Source organism: Enterobacter sp. N5-15 (assembly GCF_057221635.1).
This window is the reverse complement of sequence record NZ_CM170150.1, coordinates 1,912,693-1,932,352: the sequence shown is the minus strand read 5'-3', so window position 1 is coordinate 1,932,352 and position 19,660 is coordinate 1,912,693. Positions and strand designations below refer to the sequence as shown.

At 56.4% G+C, this 19,660-nt stretch carries 19 protein-coding genes; 4 read left to right on the top strand and 15 right to left on the bottom strand.

Annotated elements, in window-relative coordinates; translation table 11 throughout:
- Positions 1 to 14: 14 nt before the first annotated feature.
- On the bottom strand, positions 15 to 269 hold the full coding sequence (gene cedA / locus AC2TE5_RS09165) for a cell division activator CedA (RefSeq protein ID WP_340674077.1): 255 nt from the start codon (positions 267 to 269) through the stop codon (positions 15 to 17).
- A 188-nt stretch (positions 270 to 457) separates the two neighbouring features.
- Here cedA and katE point away from each other — a divergent pair, with 188 nt between their 5' ends.
- Positions 458 to 2,707 carry a catalase HPII gene (katE, locus tag AC2TE5_RS09160; protein WP_219322253.1) on the top strand — a complete coding sequence of 750 codons (2,250 nt, stop codon included), beginning with the start codon at positions 458 to 460 and terminating at the stop codon, positions 2,705 to 2,707.
- A gap of 55 nt (positions 2,708 to 2,762) precedes the next feature.
- On the opposite strand, the gene chbG is transcribed toward katE, so the two are convergent.
- The 7 genes from chbG to osmE form a co-directional block, all read right to left on the bottom strand.
- Positions 2,763 to 3,512, bottom strand: coding sequence for a chitin disaccharide deacetylase (chbG, locus tag AC2TE5_RS09155; RefSeq protein WP_213328534.1), 750 nt, complete (start codon positions 3,510 to 3,512; stop codon positions 2,763 to 2,765).
- 11 nt (positions 3,513 to 3,523) lie between these two features.
- A complete protein-coding gene (locus AC2TE5_RS09150) occupies positions 3,524 to 4,879 on the bottom strand; it encodes a 6-phospho-beta-glucosidase (RefSeq protein WP_484613078.1) in 1,356 nt (451 codons plus the stop codon).
- A gap of 109 nt (positions 4,880 to 4,988) precedes the next feature.
- Positions 4,989 to 5,807, bottom strand: coding sequence for a transcriptional regulator ChbR (gene chbR, locus AC2TE5_RS09145; RefSeq protein WP_047648049.1), 819 nt, complete (start codon positions 5,805 to 5,807; stop codon positions 4,989 to 4,991).
- Between the two features lie 29 nt (positions 5,808 to 5,836).
- Complete coding sequence (gene chbA / locus AC2TE5_RS09140) at positions 5,837 to 6,184, bottom strand: PTS N,N'-diacetylchitobiose transporter subunit IIA (RefSeq protein ID WP_063142895.1); 348 nt, start codon at positions 6,182 to 6,184, stop codon at positions 5,837 to 5,839.
- A 47-nt stretch (positions 6,185 to 6,231) separates the two neighbouring features.
- On the bottom strand, positions 6,232 to 7,590 hold the full coding sequence (gene chbC, locus AC2TE5_RS09135; protein WP_063142894.1) for a PTS N,N'-diacetylchitobiose transporter subunit IIC: 1,359 nt from the start codon (positions 7,588 to 7,590) through the stop codon (positions 6,232 to 6,234).
- Positions 7,591 to 7,669: 79 nt separating this feature from the next.
- On the bottom strand, positions 7,670 to 7,987 hold the full coding sequence (gene chbB, locus AC2TE5_RS09130) for a PTS N,N'-diacetylchitobiose transporter subunit IIB (protein WP_008500676.1): 318 nt from the start codon (positions 7,985 to 7,987) through the stop codon (positions 7,670 to 7,672).
- A 281-nt stretch (positions 7,988 to 8,268) separates the two neighbouring features.
- Complete coding sequence (gene osmE / locus AC2TE5_RS09125) at positions 8,269 to 8,613, bottom strand: osmotically-inducible lipoprotein OsmE (RefSeq protein ID WP_213328535.1); 345 nt, start codon at positions 8,611 to 8,613, stop codon at positions 8,269 to 8,271.
- A gap of 232 nt (positions 8,614 to 8,845) precedes the next feature.
- On the opposite strand from osmE, the gene nadE reads away from it, so the two are divergent.
- Both nadE and cho read left to right on the top strand, forming a co-directional pair.
- A complete protein-coding gene (nadE, locus tag AC2TE5_RS09120; RefSeq protein WP_029740447.1) occupies positions 8,846 to 9,670 on the top strand; it encodes an ammonia-dependent NAD(+) synthetase in 825 nt (274 codons plus the stop codon).
- Positions 9,671 to 9,850: 180 nt separating this feature from the next.
- Positions 9,851 to 10,729, top strand: coding sequence for an excinuclease Cho (gene cho / locus AC2TE5_RS09115; protein ID WP_213328536.1), 879 nt, complete (start codon positions 9,851 to 9,853; stop codon positions 10,727 to 10,729).
- Here the strand turns inward: cho and ves are convergent.
- From ves to astC, 7 genes are all read right to left on the bottom strand, one after another.
- A complete protein-coding gene (ves, locus tag AC2TE5_RS09110) occupies positions 10,707 to 11,264 on the bottom strand; it encodes an environmental stress-induced protein Ves (RefSeq protein ID WP_484613077.1) in 558 nt (185 codons plus the stop codon). The genes cho and ves overlap by 23 nt on opposite strands.
- 297 nt (positions 11,265 to 11,561) lie before the next feature.
- Complete coding sequence (gene spy / locus AC2TE5_RS09105; RefSeq protein WP_484613076.1) at positions 11,562 to 12,056, bottom strand: ATP-independent periplasmic protein-refolding chaperone Spy; 495 nt, start codon at positions 12,054 to 12,056, stop codon at positions 11,562 to 11,564.
- Between the two features lie 338 nt (positions 12,057 to 12,394).
- Positions 12,395 to 13,360, bottom strand: coding sequence for a succinylglutamate desuccinylase (astE, locus tag AC2TE5_RS09100; RefSeq protein WP_484613075.1), 966 nt, complete (start codon positions 13,358 to 13,360; stop codon positions 12,395 to 12,397).
- 10 nt (positions 13,361 to 13,370) lie between these two features.
- The gene (gene astB, locus AC2TE5_RS09095) at positions 13,371 to 14,696 is read right to left on the bottom strand and encodes an N-succinylarginine dihydrolase (protein WP_213821716.1); all 1,326 of its coding nucleotides are present in this window, start codon (positions 14,694 to 14,696) and stop codon (positions 13,371 to 13,373) included.
- The gene (astD, locus tag AC2TE5_RS09090) at positions 14,683 to 16,170 is read right to left on the bottom strand and encodes a succinylglutamate-semialdehyde dehydrogenase (RefSeq protein ID WP_484613074.1); all 1,488 of its coding nucleotides are present in this window, start codon (positions 16,168 to 16,170) and stop codon (positions 14,683 to 14,685) included. Before astD ends, astB begins: the two co-directional genes overlap by 14 nt.
- Positions 16,167 to 17,201, bottom strand: a complete 1,035-nt coding sequence (gene astA / locus AC2TE5_RS09085) for an arginine N-succinyltransferase (protein ID WP_121423424.1) — start codon at positions 17,199 to 17,201, stop codon at positions 16,167 to 16,169. The genes astD and astA overlap by 4 nt, the downstream gene beginning before the upstream one ends.
- Positions 17,198 to 18,418, bottom strand: coding sequence for a succinylornithine/acetylornithine transaminase (gene astC / locus AC2TE5_RS09080; RefSeq protein ID WP_484613073.1), 1,221 nt, complete (start codon positions 18,416 to 18,418; stop codon positions 17,198 to 17,200). The genes astA and astC overlap by 4 nt, the downstream gene beginning before the upstream one ends.
- Positions 18,419 to 18,851: 433 nt before the next feature.
- Here astC and xthA point away from each other — a divergent pair, with 433 nt between their 5' ends.
- Positions 18,852 to 19,658: an exodeoxyribonuclease III gene (gene xthA / locus AC2TE5_RS09075; protein WP_213328544.1), complete on the top strand. Its 807-nt coding sequence runs from the start codon at positions 18,852 to 18,854 to the stop codon at positions 19,656 to 19,658.
- Positions 19,659 to 19,660: the final 2 nt, after the last annotated feature.

Sequence of the window (19,660 nt, the reverse complement as noted above, 5' to 3'; positions counted from 1 at the left end):
TTTTTTTATTTCTGTTAATCTTCAACCTCTTCATCCTGGCGGATCTGCATCGCCCACCGCTGCGCTGACTCCGGCACCGTAAACGTGGGCGAGCGACGGAAGTGTTCGCCGATCAGCACAAAGGCCACATATTTCCCCCGCAGCTGCCAGACATCGCGAAAACCCTCCACTTTCAGGGCATGGTCAGGCGGCGCGGGCTCAACGCGGGGCACATAGCTAATAACCTGGCGGTTTTGTTGACGAAGAGGTTTCATAAGCGACTGGTTCACTAAAGCAAATTCTTGAAGCAGGAAAGTTCTATGATAGCCGATCCTGCTGCCTTCCGTCGCGCTCCGAGTGGGCGGGATGGCTCCTTTCGTTAATGATGGCATGTGAAAACTCTTAGTTCGCGAGCCATCTCGCGACATTGTTCTATCCTTAATAGGGTTTTTAGCAATGGATAAAGGAGAAGCGTGCAATGTCGAACAAAGATAAAACACATCAATCACCGATTCATGGCACTGAGGAATCTCAACCGGGTATGGACTCTCTCGCCCCTGCTGACGGCTCTCACCGCCCCTCCCCTGGCCCTTCCGCGCCAGGCGAACAGCCTACCGCACCGGGAAGCGTGAAATCGCCGGACACGGGAAACGAGAAGCTGAAATCGCTTGAGCCACACCGTAAAGGCGGCGAAGGTTTTGCGCTCACCACCAATCAGGGCGTGCGCATTGCAGACGATCAGAACTCCCTTCGCGCAGGCGCGCGCGGACCAACCCTGCTGGAAGACTTTATCCTGCGGGAAAAAATCACCCATTTCGACCATGAGCGCATTCCGGAGCGCATCGTTCACGCGCGCGGTTCCGCTGCGCACGGCTACTTCCAGCCATACAAGAGCCTGAAAGCGATCACCAAAGCGGACTTCCTCTCCGACCCGGACAAAATCACTCCGGTATTTGTGCGCTTCTCCACCGTACAGGGCGGCGCCGGTTCGGCAGATACGGTTCGGGATATCCGCGGCTTTGCCACCAAGTTTTATACCGAAGAGGGTATTTTCGATCTGGTGGGCAATAACACCCCGGTGTTCTTCATTCAGGACGCGCATAAATTTCCTGACTTTGTCCATGCGGTAAAACCGGAGCCCCACTGGGCCATACCGCAGGGACAAAGTGCGCACGACACCTTTTGGGACTACGTCTCCCTGCAGCCTGAAACCTTACACAACGTGATGTGGGCGATGTCAGACCGCGGCATTCCTCGCAGCTATCGCACCATGGAAGGGTTTGGCATCCACACCTTCCGTCTGATCAACGCCGAGGGTAAAGCCACGTTTGTGCGCTTCCACTGGAAGCCGGTGGCGGGTAAAGCCTCGCTGGTATGGGACGAGGCGCAGAAGCTGACCGGACGCGATCCGGACTTCCATCGCCGCGAGCTGTGGGAATCCATTGAAGCGGGCGACTTCCCGGAATACGAACTGGGCCTGCAGCTCATACCGGAAGAGGACGAATTTAAGTTTGATTTCGATCTTCTTGACCCGACGAAGCTGATCCCGGAAGAGCTGGTGCCGGTTCAGTTGGTGGGTAAAATGGTGCTCAACCGCAACCCGGATAACTTCTTTGCCGAAAACGAACAGGTTGCGTTCCACCCGGGGCATATCGTACCGGGGCTGGATTTCACCAACGATCCGCTCTTGCAGGGACGTTTGTTCTCGTACACCGATACGCAGATCAGCCGTCTCGGCGGGCCGAACTTCCACGAAATTCCGATTAACCGCCCAACCTGCCCGTACCACAATTTCCAGCGCGACGGGATGCACCGTCAGGATATTGATACCAACCCGGCTAACTATGAGCCGAACTCCATCAACGATAACTGGCCGCGTGAAACCCCTCCCGGGCCGAAACGCGGTGGATTCGAATCGTACCAGGAGCGTATCGACGGCAACAAAATTCGCGAGCGCAGCCCGTCGTTCGGCGAGTATTACGCCCACCCTCGCCTGTTCTGGAACAGCCAGACGCCGATTGAGCAGCAGCACATTATCGGCGGCTTCAGCTTTGAGCTGAGTAAAGTGGTGCGTACCTACATCCGCGAGCGGGTGGTTGATCAGCTGGCGCGCATTGATATTCAGCTCGCCCAGAGCGTTGCGGATAACCTGGGTATTACGCTGACCGATGAGCAGCGCAACCTTGCGCCGCCGAAAGAGGTTAACGGCGTGAAGAAAGATCCATCCCTGAGCCTGTATGCCGTGCCGGGTGGCTCGATTAAAGGCCGCGTGGTCGCCATCCTGCTGAACGACAACACCCGCGCCAGCGACGTGCTGGGGATCATGCAGGCGCTGAAAACCCAGGGCGTGCATGCGAAACTGCTTTATTCCCGCATGGGGGAAGTGACCGCCGATGACGGCTCCGTGCTGCCGGTGGCGGCAACCTTTGCCGGGGCGCCATCGCTGACCGTCGATGCGGTGATTGTGCCGTGCGGGGATATTGACAGCCTGCTGAACAACGGTGACGCCGTGTATTATCTGCTGGAAGCCTATAAGCACCTGAAACCGATCGCGCTGTCCGGCGACGCACGACGGTTTAAGGCGCAGCTGAAGGTGGCCGATCAGGGTGAGGACGGTATTGTCGAGGGCGACAACGTTGACGATGCGTTCATGACGAAGCTGTTTGATTTGCTCGCGGCGCACCGCGTCTGGTCACGCAGCAGTAAGATTGACCAGATACCGGCGTAAAAAAAGCCGGGTGGCGCTTGCGCTTACCCGGCCTACATTTCGACTGGCTTTGTCTTTAAAGATCCCCAAACGTCCCCAACCGATACCCACGCTCGGCAATCGCATACTTCAGCGACGCCGACGTCAGCACGTCCAGCTCCGCCAGGCGCGGCCAGCAGTAGGCGCTTTTCCGCACGGTGTTATCGACAAAAGCAGGATGCGCCATGACCTCCAGCGACTTTTCCCCCCGCGTGGCGGAATCATCCAGCACCTTCAGGAACAGCGCTTCGTCGATCTCGTCGCCGTAAAATGTGCTGCTGAACCCCTCTGTGGTTGTCACGGCGCAGTCCGGCACGCCGCGCGCGTCCCGATCCACGCGCATCGCCACGCCTTTGCGCTGTGCAAACTCCGCGACAATCGGGAAAATCGCCGGAATCATGTGCACGTGGTGATGGCTGTCGATATGCGTCGGCGCCTTACCAAACACATCAACAAAGCGGTTGAACTGACGCTCCAGCTCGCCGGCAATCTCTTCGAGCGGCAGAGCATCCTGCTCCGCCAGTTCCCAAATCCATTTGCCCAGTTGGCCGTCGCGCGTCAGGCCCGGCATTGGCGAAAGCGGCATCCCGAGCGTCAGCACAAAATGCATGCCGACGCCCAGCTCCGGCACCTCGCGGCTCAGCTGCGCCGCGTGTTCAACCGCCTCACCATTCACCAGCGCCGTGGTAGAGGTCACAACCCCCCGGCGACAGGCTTCAATAATGCCGTAGTTCTGGCCTTTCGAGAGGCCAAAATCATCGGCATTAACGATCAGCAGGTTTTCCATTGTGCGTCCTCTTAGTGGTGTTTGAACTTCAGCTTCTCGATCGTGGCGGCAAAGTTCGGCAACCATTTTTCATGCGCCAGGATCATCTCGCTGGCCAGCTGCTCCGCATCGCGGTCGGAATGCACCAGCGGGCTGAGGTTCAGCGCCAGAAGCACGTCATTGAGCTCGCCGCTCAGCGCCGCATTGCTTGCCGCCACTTCAAAGCCTTTGATGGTGTGGATCAGGCCCATGACCTTATCATCGAAGTGGGTGATGCGTGGATGCGGTTTAGCGCCATCGCGTCCCAGGATGCAGGTCATCTCAACCGCCCAGTCCGCCGGGATATTGTCGATATGGCCGTGGTGCGGCACGTTGACATAGTGCTCCGCCTGCTTGTCGTTGTAGATGGCGTTAATCACCTCGCACGCCGCATCGGAGTAGTAGGCCCCGCCGCGCTGCTCCAGCTCTTTCGGTTTGACGTTCAGGTTCGGATCTTTATACAAATCGAACAGCTGCTTCTCGACTTTCTGAACAATCTGCGCGCGCGCGCCGCCCTTATAATACTCGCCCATTTCGATGGCCAGCATCTCTTTCTGCTTGAAGTAGTAAAGCAGGTACGAGCACGGCAGCAGGTTCAGCGAGCGGATCAGCCCTTCGCTGAACGGCAGGTCAAAGATGTTTTTCACCGATGCCGCCGTCAGGCGACCGGAAGCCACGCCGTCGAGCAGTTCGGCAAAGCGCGATTTTCCGTTCACGATAACGTCTTTAATGAACACCATGTGGTTCAGGCCGAACAGGTCGATGGAGAGGTCGTCACTGTCGGTCAGTGCCAGCACGTCGCGGATAAACATCTTCATACCGATCGGAATATTACAGACGCCGATAAAGCGTTTGAAATCGGTATGACGATAGACCGCCTCGGTCACCATCCCGGCCGGGTTGGTAAAGTTAATCACCCACGCGTTCGGGCAGATCTCCTGCATGTCTTTGACGATATCGAAAATCACCGGGATGGTACGCAGACCTTTGAACAGGCCGCCCGCACCGTTGGTCTCCTGCCCGAGATAGCCGTGGCTCAGCGGAATACGCTCGTCCAGCTCGCGCGCTTTCAGTTGGCCGACGCGCAGCTGGGTGGTGACGAAATCCGCATCTTTCAGCGCCAAACGGCGGTCCAGGGTTTTATGCACGGTCAGAGGCACGCCCGCTTTCTCCACCATGCGCTTGCACAGGTCGAAAATAATATTCAGCTTCTCCTGACCTTCCTCCACGTCCACCAGCCATAATTCGCTGACCGGTAATTCATGATAACGTTTCAGGAAACCTTCAAGTAATTCCGGGGTATAGCTGCTGCCGCCACCAATGGTTACGACTTTTAATTTCTTCTGCATAATATCTCCCTTAGCGTATCAGGTTAATCGCCTGCAAGGTATAGCGTACTCTTCCCGCTATTTGGGCAAGCCATTAAAGCAATATTTGTGGCGGGTAATCCGCCGAAAGTTAATTAATTACCGTTAAGTTTTTCCGGTAACTGTTCGGTGTGAATGAAGTCAATTTTTTAAAGGTCTTAATAAACAGGCTGGGACTGCTGTATCCTGACTCGTACGCAATATCGGTAACAGAGTAGTTGGTAATTTCCAGCTGTTTCTTGGCAAAATTAATGCGGATTTCATTAATAATTTGCACGGGTGTTTTACGATAATAGCGCTGCGTCGCACGGGTCAGATATTCCTGGGATTTCCCCGACAGGGACACCATATTTTCCAGCGCATTTTCGCTGAACTGCCCTTTATCGTGCATCAGCTCAACGGTGCCGCGCAGCCATTGAGGAATATCATCCGTCACCTGCTGCTCTTCACGATGGTGGCGCAGTCGGTTCATCACGTAGAAGGTCACCGTTTCAATAAACTCATCAAATTCATTGTCGCGGAAGTTAAGCGAGGCGATAACCGTTTCAATCCAGGTCATAAACTCGTTTTTGACCCGATAGACCTGGGAGGCCACGAAGCAGAACGGCACCAGCGGCAGATAGTGCTTCTCAAAGAAGCGTCTGCTGACGCCCACATTCAGAATACGGGTGGCACCAAATTCGTAAAAGCTCTGGTGATAAGACCCCATCGGCAGGAAGACAAAATCCCCTCGCTCAAGCAGGACGCGCTTACCGTTGATCTCCTGGTAGTAGCGGCCGGTCAGAACAATCGTGAATTCGTAGTAGTCATGCTGGTGCAGACCACTGGCGCTCTCCGTTTTGTTGTAGATAACCACGTGAAAATTTTTGCCGTTAAACAGCTGCTGTTCAAGTGCGGTTTTAATTTCCATCGTGCTGACCTCCTGCTACTCAGTCTGACTTAGTGCATTTTCTCGTGAAGCTCAATGAGCTCCGCCACCAGCTCGCGCGCCAGCATCGAGGTCATCAGGTGATCCTGCGCGTGGACCAGCACCAGGCTGACCTTCATCTTCCCTTCGCCCTGGTCGCTTTCAATCAGCTTTGTCTGCACCAGGTGCGCTTCGTTCAGGGCCGTGCGGGACTGTTCCATCATGGTTTTCGCGGCGGCGAAATCCCCCTGCTTGGCCTGCTTCAGTGCGGCATAGGCCAGGCTGCGGGCCTGTCCGGAGTTGATGATAAGCCCCATCACCACTTCTTCGAGATCGTTCTCGACGGCTTCGTCTGCGACAATACTATCCAAATCTAACATTTTTAAGCTCCTTGTGGCTGGCGCGGGCTTCCCCGCGCCGGTCAATCTTAGAATTTCAGTGAGAGGGCGATATCCTCTTCGCTCTCTTCTTCATCAATAATGGTGGCTGCTTTGTTGGCAATCGCCACAAACGGCATGTACAGCAGGGTAGCAATCCCGAGGTTGAATATCGCCAGCAGGAAGGCCGCGACGCTGCCGTTGGTGTTGAAGAAGGCGCCCAGGCCCGCCGGCATGGTCCACGGCGCAATGTTGGTGACCGGTGGAATGATGCCCAGGTAATACGCCGTCAGGGTAATGGCGGCCAGCAGCGGCTGAATCAGGATGAACGGAATGAACATTACCGGGTTCATGATGATTGGCAGACCGAACAGAATCGGTTCGTTAATCTGGAAGATGCCTGATGGCAGCGCCAGCTTCGCGACCTGACGGTAGTCAGCACGACGAGAGACAATAAAGACCGCGATGATCAGACCCAAGGTCGCCCCGGTACCGCCCAGGAAGATATAGGAGTCAAGCATCGGCTTCGCCCACACATGGAAGGTTTTACCCGCTGCCAGCGCCGCGTCAACGGAGCCGTACTGTTGGTAAAGCGCAACGTTTTCCAGTGCCCAAGGGGTCATAATCCCGCTGTCCAGCGCGGCCAGTGCCAGTGAACCATGCACGCCAAAGAACCACAGCAGAGAGGTGAAAATCACATACGCCCAACCGACCACGCCCCCCATCGACGCCAGCGGCGTAGAGATAGAGTCCATGATGATCTGGTGGAAGTTTGTGCCCCAGTGGGAGAGCGCCCAGGCGATAATCCCCATGATGGAGAGAATAATGAAGCCTGGAATCAACGCGGAAAATGAACGAGATACGGAAGCCGGTACGCTATCCGGCAGGCGGATAACCCAGTTGCGACGGATAATAAAGGTGAACATTTCTGCCACCACCAGGCCGATAACAATACCGGAGATGATGTTGGCCCCACCCAGCCAGTTGGCGCCAACGGCATAGGCTTCACCCACGCTGTATGGCGTCACGGTCATAAAAGCGGCGACGGATAATAACCCGGCAGCCAGCGGATCCACTTTACGCTCTTCTGCCAGCGCCATCCCAATAAAGAAAGGCGCCATCAGCGACATAATCCCCAACGTACCGTTATAGACGTTGCCGCCGATGGCTTTAAAACCATTAAGGGTTTCAATTGTGGAAGCGTCTAACCGAATTCCTAATGAATAAAAGAAGGAACCTTCACCAAAGCTCAGAAAAACGTTGTTAATTAAAACGAACATGGCCCCGGCCAGCGTCAACGGCATTAATTTAATAAAGCCGTTTTTGATGGCGTTAACGTGAGGCTGCTTTCCTATTTTAACAGCAAAAGGAAGGAGTACCTTTTCAAGTGAAGCGATGACTTTACTCATAGGAAAATACCCTTAAATGCCGTAACGCATGTTACGGCGTATTGTGTGTGAAATAACTCTTTGACGGGAAAAATAAAAATTAATTAGCAGCTTTTTTAATTGCTGCCACAGCAGCTTTAAGAACACCTAAACCATCAATCTTGCCGTACAGCCCCGAGTCGATCACTTCGACCGGTTTATTCGGTAACAGTCGTTGAATTTCGGGCAACATATAGGCAATTTGCGGCCCCAGTAAAACGACATCGGCTGTCTGGCCTTTTTCGCCCGCCAGCGTCTCTGGAAACGCTTCAATCACCACAGGGACTTCATACTTTTCAGCCTGCGCACGCATCTTTGACACCAGAAGCGACGTAGACATGCCCGCTGAGCAGAACAGGTAGATATGTTTCTTTTCCATCGTGATTTCCCTCTTGTATGACTACCTGCCATCGCGCTATCACTCGACTCGCTGTCCCGGCAGACAGGTAGCTTGCGTACTGTTGTTTATCGTTGGAGTGAGTATACGCAATGGTACAGACAGGGGATAATTCTGGATAGGCTCAAATTGTCTCTCATTGACCTGGCTTGTTGACTCCCTTCACATTTCGGGCAAATAATTCGCGCAAAGAAATAAGATTTTCTGATGCATAAAAAAACCGGCCCTTGGGCCGGCTTGTTAACATCCTCAGGCAAGCAGGGTTACTGCGCCTTAGGTGCCTGCGGATCGGTATCATATTCAGCACAGGTCTGATAGCCGGAGTTGATCACATGACCGGTATCATCCAGGGCGACAAAGTAGGTTTCTGCCTTACCATCACGTTGACCCAGGATATAGGTCTGGCAGGTCCCCTTCGCATGAATCATGGTTACTTCAGAAGAAGGTTTACCGGCAATCGCAGCCACCTGCGAACGGTTCATCCCTTTTTTGACGTCTTTTACTACGGGCTGCGTAAACTGATCCTTGGTGCGATCGTAAGCCGTACACCCTGCCAGCATAGTCAGTACCGCCGCTGCGCTAAGAATTCCTGCTACGTTCTTGTTCATATTCCGTCCTCTTGTTTATCAGCGTGTTATCTAAGCATGGGATAAAAAGTACTATTGTTCAACTTTGTGAGTTACGCCAGACGAATTTCGGAAAATTCTAATAAAACAACGATAACCTGCTAAATCGGCGCAAATTAGCGCACTCGAAACTGTGATCCTTGTCGTTTCTCGCCCAAAGGGTTAGTTTTAACAGCTAACACATTCTGTTTATGTACTGCATATGGAGGGCGTGATGGCTCTGCAACAAGAGATTATTCAGGCACTGGGCGCGAAGCCCACGGTAGATGCACATGAAGAGATCCGCCGCAGCGTGGATTTTTTAAAGTCGTACTTAAAAAAGAACGCGTTCCTGAAATCCCTGGTGCTGGGCATCAGCGGCGGCCAGGACTCTACCCTGACCGGTAAACTCTGCCAGATGGCAATTTCAGAGCTTCGCGAAGAGACGGGCGATGAGACACTGCAGTTTATCGCGGTGCGTCTTCCTTATGGCGTACAGGCGGACGAGCAGGATTGCCAGGATGCGATTACCTTTATTCAGCCTGACCGCGTGCTGACCGTGAATATTAAGGGCTCGGTGCTGGCAAGCGAGCAGGCGCTTCGCGAAGCGGGCATTGAGCTGAGCGATTTTGTTCGCGGCAACGAGAAAGCGCGCGAGCGCATGAAAGCGCAGTACAGCATCGCCGGGATGACCAAAGGCGTCGTCGTCGGCACCGACCACGCGGCAGAAGCCATCACCGGTTTCTTCACCAAATACGGCGACGGCGGCACCGACATTAACCCTATCTTCCGTCTCAACAAGCGTCAGGGTAAGCAGCTGCTGGCCGCGCTGGGCTGTCCTGAGCATCTTTATAAGAAAGCGCCGACAGCGGACCTTGAAGACGATCGCCCTTCCCTGCCGGATGAAGCGGCCCTTGGCGTCACCTATGACAACATTGATGATTATCTGGAAGGCAAAAAGCTGGATGAAGGTACCGCGAAAATCATCGAAGGCTGGTATCTGAAAACCGAGCACAAGCGCCACACGCCAATTACGGTGTTTGACGATTTTTGGAAATAAACGCAAAACGGTAACCCAGGTTACCGTTTTTTGTGTTTGCTCCCTCTCCCGTGGGAGAGGGTTGGGGTGAGGGCATCAGGCCGCACGTCATGGCCGGGTAAGGCGTAGCCGCCACCCGGCTCTTTTTTAACCACCACACTCCTGCTACACTGTATACCTGAACAGTATATGGAGCAGTATGTGAGCAGGCGTCAATCCGCCCCGCGTCTTGAGTTTGAAGCGGCGGCTATCTACGAATATCCCGAACACCTTCGCCCCTGGCTTGAGGCGCTGCCTAAACAGCCGGGCGTGTACATCTTTCACGGCGAAAGCGACACCCTGCCGCTTTATATCGGCAAGAGCGTTAACATTCGCAGCCGGGTGTTATCCCATCTTCGTACGCCGGACGAGGCCGCGATGCTGCGCCAGTCGCGACGCATTACCTGGTTCCAGACGGCGGGAGAAATGGGCGCGCTGCTGCTGGAGGCGCGGTTGATAAAAGAACAACAGCCGCTGTTTAATAAGCGCCTGCGCCGCAACCGTCAGCTCTGCTCCCTGCAGATCAACGATGGCAAGCCGCAGGTCGTCTACGCGCGCGACGTCGATTTTTCTCATGCCCCGAATCTCTATGGGCTGTTCGCCAATAAGCGTGCCGCACTCCAGGCGCTGCAGACGCTGGCGGACGAGCGACAGCTTTGCTACAGCCTTTTGGGTCTGGAGGCAACCACCCGCGGACGCGCCTGTTTTCGATCCGCGCTGAAGCGCTGCGCCGGTGCCTGCTGCGGGAAAGAGAGCGTTGAGGCGCATCACGCCAGGCTCCTCAGCGGTCTGGCGGCCATCAGCGTGAACTGCTGGCCGTGGGAAAGCGCCGTTGCGCTAAAAGAAGTGGGCGAGGCAATGACCCAGTATCACATCGTCAACAACTGGCTCTGGCTGGGCGCCGTCGACGACATCAACGACGCGGCAACCCTGCTGCGCACGCCCGCCGGATTTGACCACGATGGCTATAAAATCCTCTGTAAACCGGTCCTGGCCGGAAAGTTTGAGATCGTTGTGCTCAATGACCCGGCAGCCACGTGATTTCGCTGAACAATAAGGTGCCCTGAGCCTCCAGCAGACGCAGCGTATGGGACCCCTCCTCCCAGCTGGCCCCCTGATCGGCCGTCAGCAGTTTATCCTCCAGCTGCCACGCCCCGCTTAGCACAAACGCCACGCCCCCGCGCGAGCCAAAGGTGGTAAAGGTTCGGTCAGCAACGCGCACCTTCGCCTGGCAGCAGTCGCGCCGGGTCATGATGTTGAAGTCCATCGCCATCCGCCCATCGGAAAGCAGCGCTTTCACCGGCAAATCGCCGGCAAAACTGTAGGGCTGATGATGCTTAAGGGTATGGAAGAACGCCTGACCCGCATCCAGCGTCACCTCTCCCCCTTCCAGCAGGGTAATCACCCGATCGACACCGGGAAACGAGGAGAATTCGCCGTTGCTGGCGATAGTCGCGATACTGGCACGCCAGTGAAAATCGCGCGTCGCGGGAGGGAAGCAGCAAATCTCACGCGTTTCGCCAGCACCATTGCGCCAGAGGCTGACCGGCATCTTACGGATATCAAAGAACTCCATCACCACTCCTGAATGGCACAACCCGTGCCAGGGCAAGGATATCGCTATCGTTGCTGTCTTGTTTGTTATCGTTGGGTATTCACAGAAACAGTATCGGCAGCAGAGCGGACAGGCCTTAACGGAACGTTAATAAAAATTCTAACGCCATGACTCTGCAAACATTCTCTGAAGCAACTACAGGAGGATACCGCGCTGGCGGCGGCAGGCAAGAGGGCAGGAAAGAAAAACCGCCGGTCCTGTCCACAGCGGTTGCGCTTTTGTGGACAGGATCCCGGCGGTCTTAAGAGTGTGAACCGATTATTCGGTTGGTGCTGGCATTTTACCTTCCATCGCCGGACGTTCTGTCAGACGCTTCTCAAAATTCGCATTAAATTGTTTTTTCTGTTCCGGGGTCAGAATGTTGTAGATCTTGTTCTGGGTTTCCATGTGAGCCAGCATGCGCGCTTTGTGCTGCTCGGCCATTTTGTCGATCTGCGCTTCGGCTTTCGCCTTATCGAAGCTGTCGCTGGCGATGATGTCATGCATCGCACGGCGCTCTTCAAGCGGAGGACGTTTCATCTGGTCGCGTTCACCTTTTTTGATGTCGCGGATCTGCTGCTTCTGCGCATCCGTCAGGTTGAGATCCTTAAACATCATCATCTCGTTGTGCATACCCGGACCTTTATGATGCATCATCATTTTGCCTTCAGCAGGCGCGGCAGTCGTAGTGGTCGCAGTATCTGCGGCGAACGCCATGCTGGTAGCGCCCAGAGCCAGGGTAGAAGCAACAAACAGTGCAGTAAGCTTACGCATAATTTATTTCCTTTCTTTCAGTTATTCTTCGGCGCTATGCCGTGTTGACGAGATTAACTTTACGGGGTTTATCGTCAATTAGTCAGAGCAACGGTAAAACAATGAAAGTGTAAAAAACAAATTTTCGCCAAATGTGGAGGAAATAAGGATAAAGCGTGGAGAGTTGCAACAAAAAATATTCAATGCGATGATTTTAAAGCGATTTAGCAGAAGTATAGCGAAGTGAAGATCAATAATAAAGCAATTCACCAGGAATATTCTGCAAAACAAGCGCAAGCGCTTTAATCGTTAAGAAAAGTTTTTTACTTCCCCCTCCCGGATGATGAGAGGGGAAAGGTTCAGGATATTTTTTCCAGCATCAGCCCGGCCCGCAGGCCAAACGCGACGGTGGGGTTAGGGAATAAGACATACTCGGTGGTTTTCTGCACCTCGTAACGCTCCTCGCCATCCTCAGCCAGCAGCGCCCCTTTGCGAAACGGGGTGAAGTTCAGGGTGTGCGCGGCCATGTGGAGCAGGAAGGCATCGCTGCGGCGCGTGATCTGCTGCACGACACGATACCGCTCAACGGGCTGATGCGCGTGCTCGGGAGACTTTCCTCCCAGCAGCGCCCGAAGGGCGAGATGCGTAGGCGCAAAGCGGGTCAGGTCGTTCTGGCCGAACGGTAGCGCTTTTCCCAGCTCCAGCGTGCAGGCCAGCGCAGCGAAACGTTCACAGGTGAAATGGGTAAACGTTCCGCCCGGCGACTGGTGAAATACCAGCGCCTCAAGCCCGGCGTCACCCAGCCAGCTCAGGAACGCTTCATCCCACGGCTGACTGCGCTGCGGCAGAACGCCGAAGCGAACGTGGTAGGACGCGCGGATTGCCGTATGCAGATCCAGATGCCAGCGCGCCGGTCCCGCGGCGGCAAAAAACGCGGTCACGACGTTCTCCAGCCACGCTGCCCGCGTCGTTTCATCACTCTGCGGAAACTGCGACCAGCGGCCGCCGAACATGCGGTTAATGTCGCTCACCAGATACCGTTTGTTTTGCGCCAGCGCAGGGGGATTGCCGAGCACCACCAGCACGCGGCACTTCAGGGCGATCTCATTGCGGTACAGCGCACGCAGCAGCAGATCAACGATCTCAACGGGTGCGGTTTCATTCCCGTGGATACCCGTTGAAAGCAGCAGCGAGAGATCGCTTTTTACGGTCGGCGTCAGCTCAAGCACCCCGCGCCCCAGCCACCGCCAGCGAAATGAGGGGCCGTCCCCCTCTTTCTGTTCCGGCATCTCATCGGCCAGGGTCAGCGCCAGTAAATTTTCCATATCCACTCCTTTAGCGCTGGAACGGGTAAACCGATCCCAGCTGCAGGATTGTCGATAACGCGTCCAGCGCCTCGCGCCCTTCACGCAGAAGCTGCGGGTCAACCAGATCCGCCTGCGTCAGACGATCGCGATAGTAGCGATCGACCCAGTCATTCAGCCGCGTAAAGAGCGTATCGTTCATCATGACCGCCGGGTTCACCGCCTGCATTTCGTCCTGGGTCAAGACCACGCGCAGACGTAAACAGGCTGGACCACCGCCGTTGGCCATGCTTTCGCGCAGATCAAACACGCGCAGTTCGTCAATCGGGTTATCGGCCTTCACCAGCTCCGTCAGGTAGCGCCACACGCCTTTGTGATCCCGGGACTCCTGCGGCAGGACCAGCATCATGCTGCCATCGTCACGGCTGAGCAGCTGGCTATTGAACAGATACGTTTCTACCGCGTCCTGCACGCTCACCGCCTCCGTGGGCACCTGGACTGGCGTGAAGCCGCGCACGCGTTCATGCAGCGTGGCGAGCAGCGTCTCCTGATGGGCAAACGCCTGCTCGTGGCAGAACAGCACCTGGCGGTTAGAGACGGCAATCACGTCGTTATGGAACACGCCCTGATCGATCACATGCGGGTTTTGCTGGGCAAAAATCACCTGGGAAGGATTGACCTGGTTCAGGCGGGCAACCGCCTGGCTGGCCGCCAGCGTCTGGCGAGCAGGATAACGGGTTGGCGCGGCGTGGCCCCCCTCTTCTCGTCCGTAGATAAACAGTTGCAGGCTCGGGTCGCCATAGTCGCCCCCCAGGCGGTTATGGTTGGCCGCGCCTTCGTCGCCAAACATCGCCACCTGCGGCAGGGCCTGATGCACCTCGAAATGGGCGTCATGGTTGAAAATAGCGCGCAGCACGCGCTCGGTGGTTTCCGCTTCGGTGGCGCGGTGGAATTTATTGTTCAGGTTCGCCACCGTCAGATGAACTTTGCCATCCAGCGTGTCGGCTGACGGGGCGACGGTCGCCGCGTTTGCCACCCACATAGAGGAGGCAGAGCTTGCCGCGGAGAGCAGGTGCGGCGTCTGCGTACCCGCTTTTTCAACCACCTGCTCATCAGTACCGCTAAAGCCGAGCTGACGAAGGACTGCCACGTTCGGGCGTTCCTGCGGCGGTATCACCGCCTGCGGGAAACCGGCATCCGCCAGCGCCTTCATTTTTAGCAGCCCCTGCTTCGCTGCCAGCTTCGGGTTCGAGACCTGAAAACGGTGCTTCGTCGAGGCCTCATTACCAAAAGAGAGACCGGCATAGTGGTGCGTCAGCCCCACCAGCCCGTCAAAGTTAACCTCACGCGCTTTCATGACGATCACCTCCGGTAAAATCCAGCCCCGGATTAAGCGTCTCCGGCAGCGTCAGCGCCGGGGTTTCCAGGCTCGCCATCGGCCACGCGCAGTAATCGGCGGCATACCACGCGCTGGCGCGATGGTTGCCCGACGCGCCCACGCCGCCGAAAGGCGCGGTGCTCGCGGCCCCGGTCAGCGGTTTGTTCCAGTTCACAATCCCGGCGCGCGCTTCCAGCAGCAGTTGGTCAAACTTCTCGCGATGCGGTGAGATCAGCCCGCTCGACAGGCCATAGCGGGTGTTATTCGCCATCGCAATGGCCGCATCGAAATCGTCATAGCGCCAGACGCACAGCAGCGGGCCAAAGACCTCTTCATCCGGCACGTTGCTCGCGCCGCTCATCTCAATAATGCCCGGCGTCAGCAGCGAGGTACCCGGCTGAACCTGCTTCGGCTCCAGCAGGGTTTTCGCGCCGCGCGCGACGTGGTCCTGCCAGGCCTTCAGCACGTTCAGCGCGGCCTGTTCGGAAATCAGGCCGCCGATAAACGGCTGCGGGTCGGCATCCCACGCGGCAGGCACCAGACGCGCGCTCACTTCTACCAGACGCTTCAGGAAGGCATCCCCCTGCGTGCCGCGCTTGACCAGCAGGCGGCGGGAGCAGGTACAGCGCTGGCCGGCGGTAATAAAGGCGGACTGAATCGTCAGGTGCACCGCGGCGTCGATATCATCAGGGTCTTCCACAATCAGCGGGTTGTTGCCGCCCATCTCCAGCGCCAGAATTTTCTCCGGCTGCCCTGCCAGCTGGCGGTGCAGCTGATAGCCCGTACCGGCGCTGCCGGTAAACAGCAGGCCGTCGATATCGCTCAGCGCGCTCAGCGCCTGACCGGTTTCCCGCCCACCCTGCACCAGGTTCAGCACGCCCGGCGGCAGGCCGGCCTGTTCCCACAGCCTAACCACCGCCTCGCCGGTTAATGGCGTGAGCTCGCTCGGTTTGAAAATCACGGTATTGCCAGCCAGCAGCGCGGGCACAATGTGGCCATTCGGCAGATGCCCCGGGAAGTTATACGGGCCAAACACCGCCAGCACGCCGTGCGGCCGGTGGCGCAGCGTGGCGGCGCCGTCCGGCATGTCGGTATGCTGTTCGCCGGTGCGGGCGTGGTACGCCTTGACCGAAATGGCGATTTTGTTGATCATCGCCGTCACTTCGGTTGTCGCTTCCCAGCGCGGTTTACTGGTTTCAGACGCGATGATGCGCGTCAGTTCGGCCTTGTTTGCCTCCAGCAGCCCGGCAAACTTTTCAACAATTTCCTGGCGCACGGCGAAAGGCTGTTTTGCCCACGCCGGAAACGCGCGGCGAGCGGCCTGGCAGGCCTGTTGTACCTGCGCGGCGCTGGCGTCATGCCCCTTCCAGAGCACCTCTTTTCCAACCGGATTGGTTTTTACGCGCTCTTCGCCTTCGCCCGTTACCCAGTCACCGTTAATCCATAATGTCATGCTGTTTTCTCCTCAGGGCAGAGACGCACCAGGCGAACCGTATCGCCGGCGTTACATTTCAGGGCATCCAGTTCTGCAGCCGTCAGCACCAGACGTTCACATTTCGGGTTGGTACGCACCAGCATGGCGCGGAAATTGGCGTAATTTTCGTTCGACACCAGACAGGCGGGCCAGTCACCCGGCGCGGGCTGGCCTTCAGAGACCTCAACCAGACGGCTTTTACGGATCGCGCGCACGCGGTCGATATCGCACTCAAGCGTAGGTCCGCCGTCAAAGATGTCGACATAGTTCCGGTAGCGGAACCCCTCTTTCTCCAGCACCGCGCGGGCGGGCGCGGTTTGCGGATGGACTTCGCCAATCACCGCCTGCGCTTCCGGGCTGAGGAAATGGGTATAAATAGGATGCTTCGGCATCAGCTCGGCAATAAAGGCTTTCTGGCCGGTGCCGCAGAGATAGTCCGCCCGGCTGAACTCCATCGAGAAGAAGCGCTCGCCCAGGCTCTCCCAGAACGGCGAGTAGCCGGTGTCGTCGATCACGCCGCGCATCTCTGCGACCACTTTTTCGTTAAAGCGATCGCGGAAGGCGGCCATAAACATAAAGCGTGATTTGGAGAGCAGGTAGCCGTTGCCCTCTTTGCGCCACGCCGGGTCGAGGAACAGCGTGCAGAGCTCGCTGGCGCCCGTGTGGTCATTACAGAGGAACAGCGTGGGCAGCGCGTTATAAACGTTCAGCTCTTTCGAGGCGTGAACCATGGTGCCGACGCGGTAGTTGTACCACGGGTCGTTAAGCCCGACGGCCACTTCAATGGCGCAGATCCCGGCCACGGTCCCCGTGTCGGTGTCTTCCAGCACGAAAACATACCCCTGTTCGCTTTTTGGCAACGTCCCCTGCCAGGTTTGCAGGGCGCGCTCAATGCGCGCCGACAGCGTTTTTTCATCGGCAGGAAGCGAGGTCAGCCCGCCTCCCGTCTTACCGGCAAGCTGCATGAGCCCGGCGATATCGCCGCGCTCAACGGGACGGATGACCATCATGATGACACCCCGGATTTCACTTTTTCACACGCCAGCGCAAAACGGTCCAGACCGGTTTGCACCTCTTCCTCGCTGACGATCAGCGCAGGCGCGAAACGCACCACGTTGGCACCGGCAATCAGCACCATCACGCCCACTTTTGCCGCTTCCTGTGAAATAAGTTTAGCTTTTCCGGCAAACTCGGCGGTGAGCTCGCAGCCGATTAACAGCCCCAGACCGCGAATTTCTTTAAACAGCCCCGTTTTGCCGTTGATGGCATTCAGGCGCTCGACAAACCAGTCGTGGCGCTGCTTAACGCCTTTCAGCACCTCAGGCGTGTTAATGATGTCGAGAACCTGCCCGGCGACGGCGGTTGCCAGCGGGTTGCCGCCGTAGGTGGTGCCATGGGTGCCCACGGTCATTACGCTGGCGAATTTATCGGTGGTCAGCATCGCCCCAATCGGGAAGCCGCCGCCCAGCGCTTTGGCGGTCGACAGCACGTCCGGCGTCACGCCGTAGTGCATATAGGCATACAGCTCGCCGGTGCGGCCCACGCCGGTCTGCACTTCGTCGAAAATCAGGACCGCGTCGTGGCGATCGCACAGCTCGCGCAGCCCCTGCAGGAAGGCTTTTTGCGCCGGAAGCACGCCGCCCTCGCCCTGCATCGGCTCGACGATCACCGCGCAGGTGGTGTCGTTAATCAGCTCGCTGGCGGACTGCAGATCGTTATAGATGCCATGGCGAATATCCGGCGGCAGCGGTGCGAAATCCTGTGAATATGAAGGCTGGCCGCCCGCGCTGACGGTAAAGAGCGTGCGCCCGTGGAAGGCATTTTTAAACGCCACGATGCCGCTCTTGTGGGTACCAAATTTATCGTGCGCATATTTGCGCGCCAGCTTCAGCGCCGCTTCGTTGGCTTCCGCCCCCGAGTTACAGAAAAAGACTTTTTCGGCGAACGTCGCGTCGATCAGTTTTTTGGCCAGGCGCAGCGCGGGTTCGTTGGTAAAGCCGTTACCGGTATGCCAGAACTTCGCCGCCTGGTCATTGAGCGCCTGACGCAGCGCAGGGTGCGCATGACCCAGCGCGTTGACCGCAATCCCACCTGCAAAGTCGATATACTCTTTACCCTGCTGATCCCACAGGCGCGAGCCTTCCCCACGAACCGGAATAAAAGCCGCCGGAGCGTAAACCGGCATCATCCATTCATCGAAATTTTCACGCGTAATTAACAGAGACATAGCGACCTCATCCGGTAAATAAAAAGTTATTTGAATGTTAAATAATTGGGTGTTTGCACTGTGAATGTAGATTGCAGCCTTCGTGCCAGCCAGCGATAAAAATGCATAAACGGGTTGGGGTAACAGAATATCAACAAGTTACGATATGGAGTTATTCACTGTTAGTGCATAAAAAGTGAATATTTTTACGACAAGCGGCGCTTTGCCGCATGAAAATCAGAAAGAGTATGCACAGGCCAAATATAATTCTGGAATTGTGATCGCTCGCGAAATTTATCGGTCATTTACGCCCTGTTTGAGGGCGAGGCGCGTCAGAATGGTGCAAATATTGCACCACCGGCATTATCTGTCGCAGTTATTGGTCGAACCCGGTAACAGTTGACGCAAATTCTGCTACCATCCATGCACTATTCACCTTGCACTGGCAGCGACTATGAAATTTGTCTCTTTTAATATCAACGGCCTGCGCGCCCGCCCCCATCAGCTTGAAGCTATCGTTGAACAACATCAGCCAGATGTGATCGGCCTGCAGGAGACCAAGGTTCACGACGATATGTTCCCCCTCGAAGAGGTGGCGAAACTCGGCTACAACGTCTTCTATCATGGGCAGAAAGGCCATTACGGCGTTGCGCTGTTGACCAAAGAGACGCCAGTTTCCGTCCGCCGTGGGTTCCCCGGCGATGACGAAGAAGCACAGCGCCGCATCATCATGGCGGAGCTGCCTTCCCCGCTGGGGAACATCACCGTGATTAATGGTTACTTTCCCCAGGGCGAAAGCCGCGACCATCCGACCAAATTCCCGGCCAAAGCCAAGTTTTATCAGGATCTGCAGAACTACCTGACAACCGAACTCAACAAAGAGAATCCGGTGCTGATCATGGGTGATGTGAACATCAGCCCGACGGATCTGGATATTGGCATCGGTGAAGACAGCCGCAAACGCTGGCTGCGCACCGGGAAATGTTCTTTCCTGCCGGAAGAGCGCGAGTGGATGCAGCGCCTGCTGGACTGGGGCCTGGTGGATACCTTCCGTACCGCTAACCCGGACACGCAGGACCGCTTCTCATGGTTTGACTATCGCTCAAAAGGATTCGATGACAACCGCGGCCTGCGCATCGACCTGCTGCTGGCCAGCTCGCCGCTGGCAGAGCGCTGCATCGAAACCGGGATCGACTACGATATCCGCAGCATGGAAAAACCGTCTGACCACGCGCCGGTGTGGGCTAAATTCAAGCTGTAATG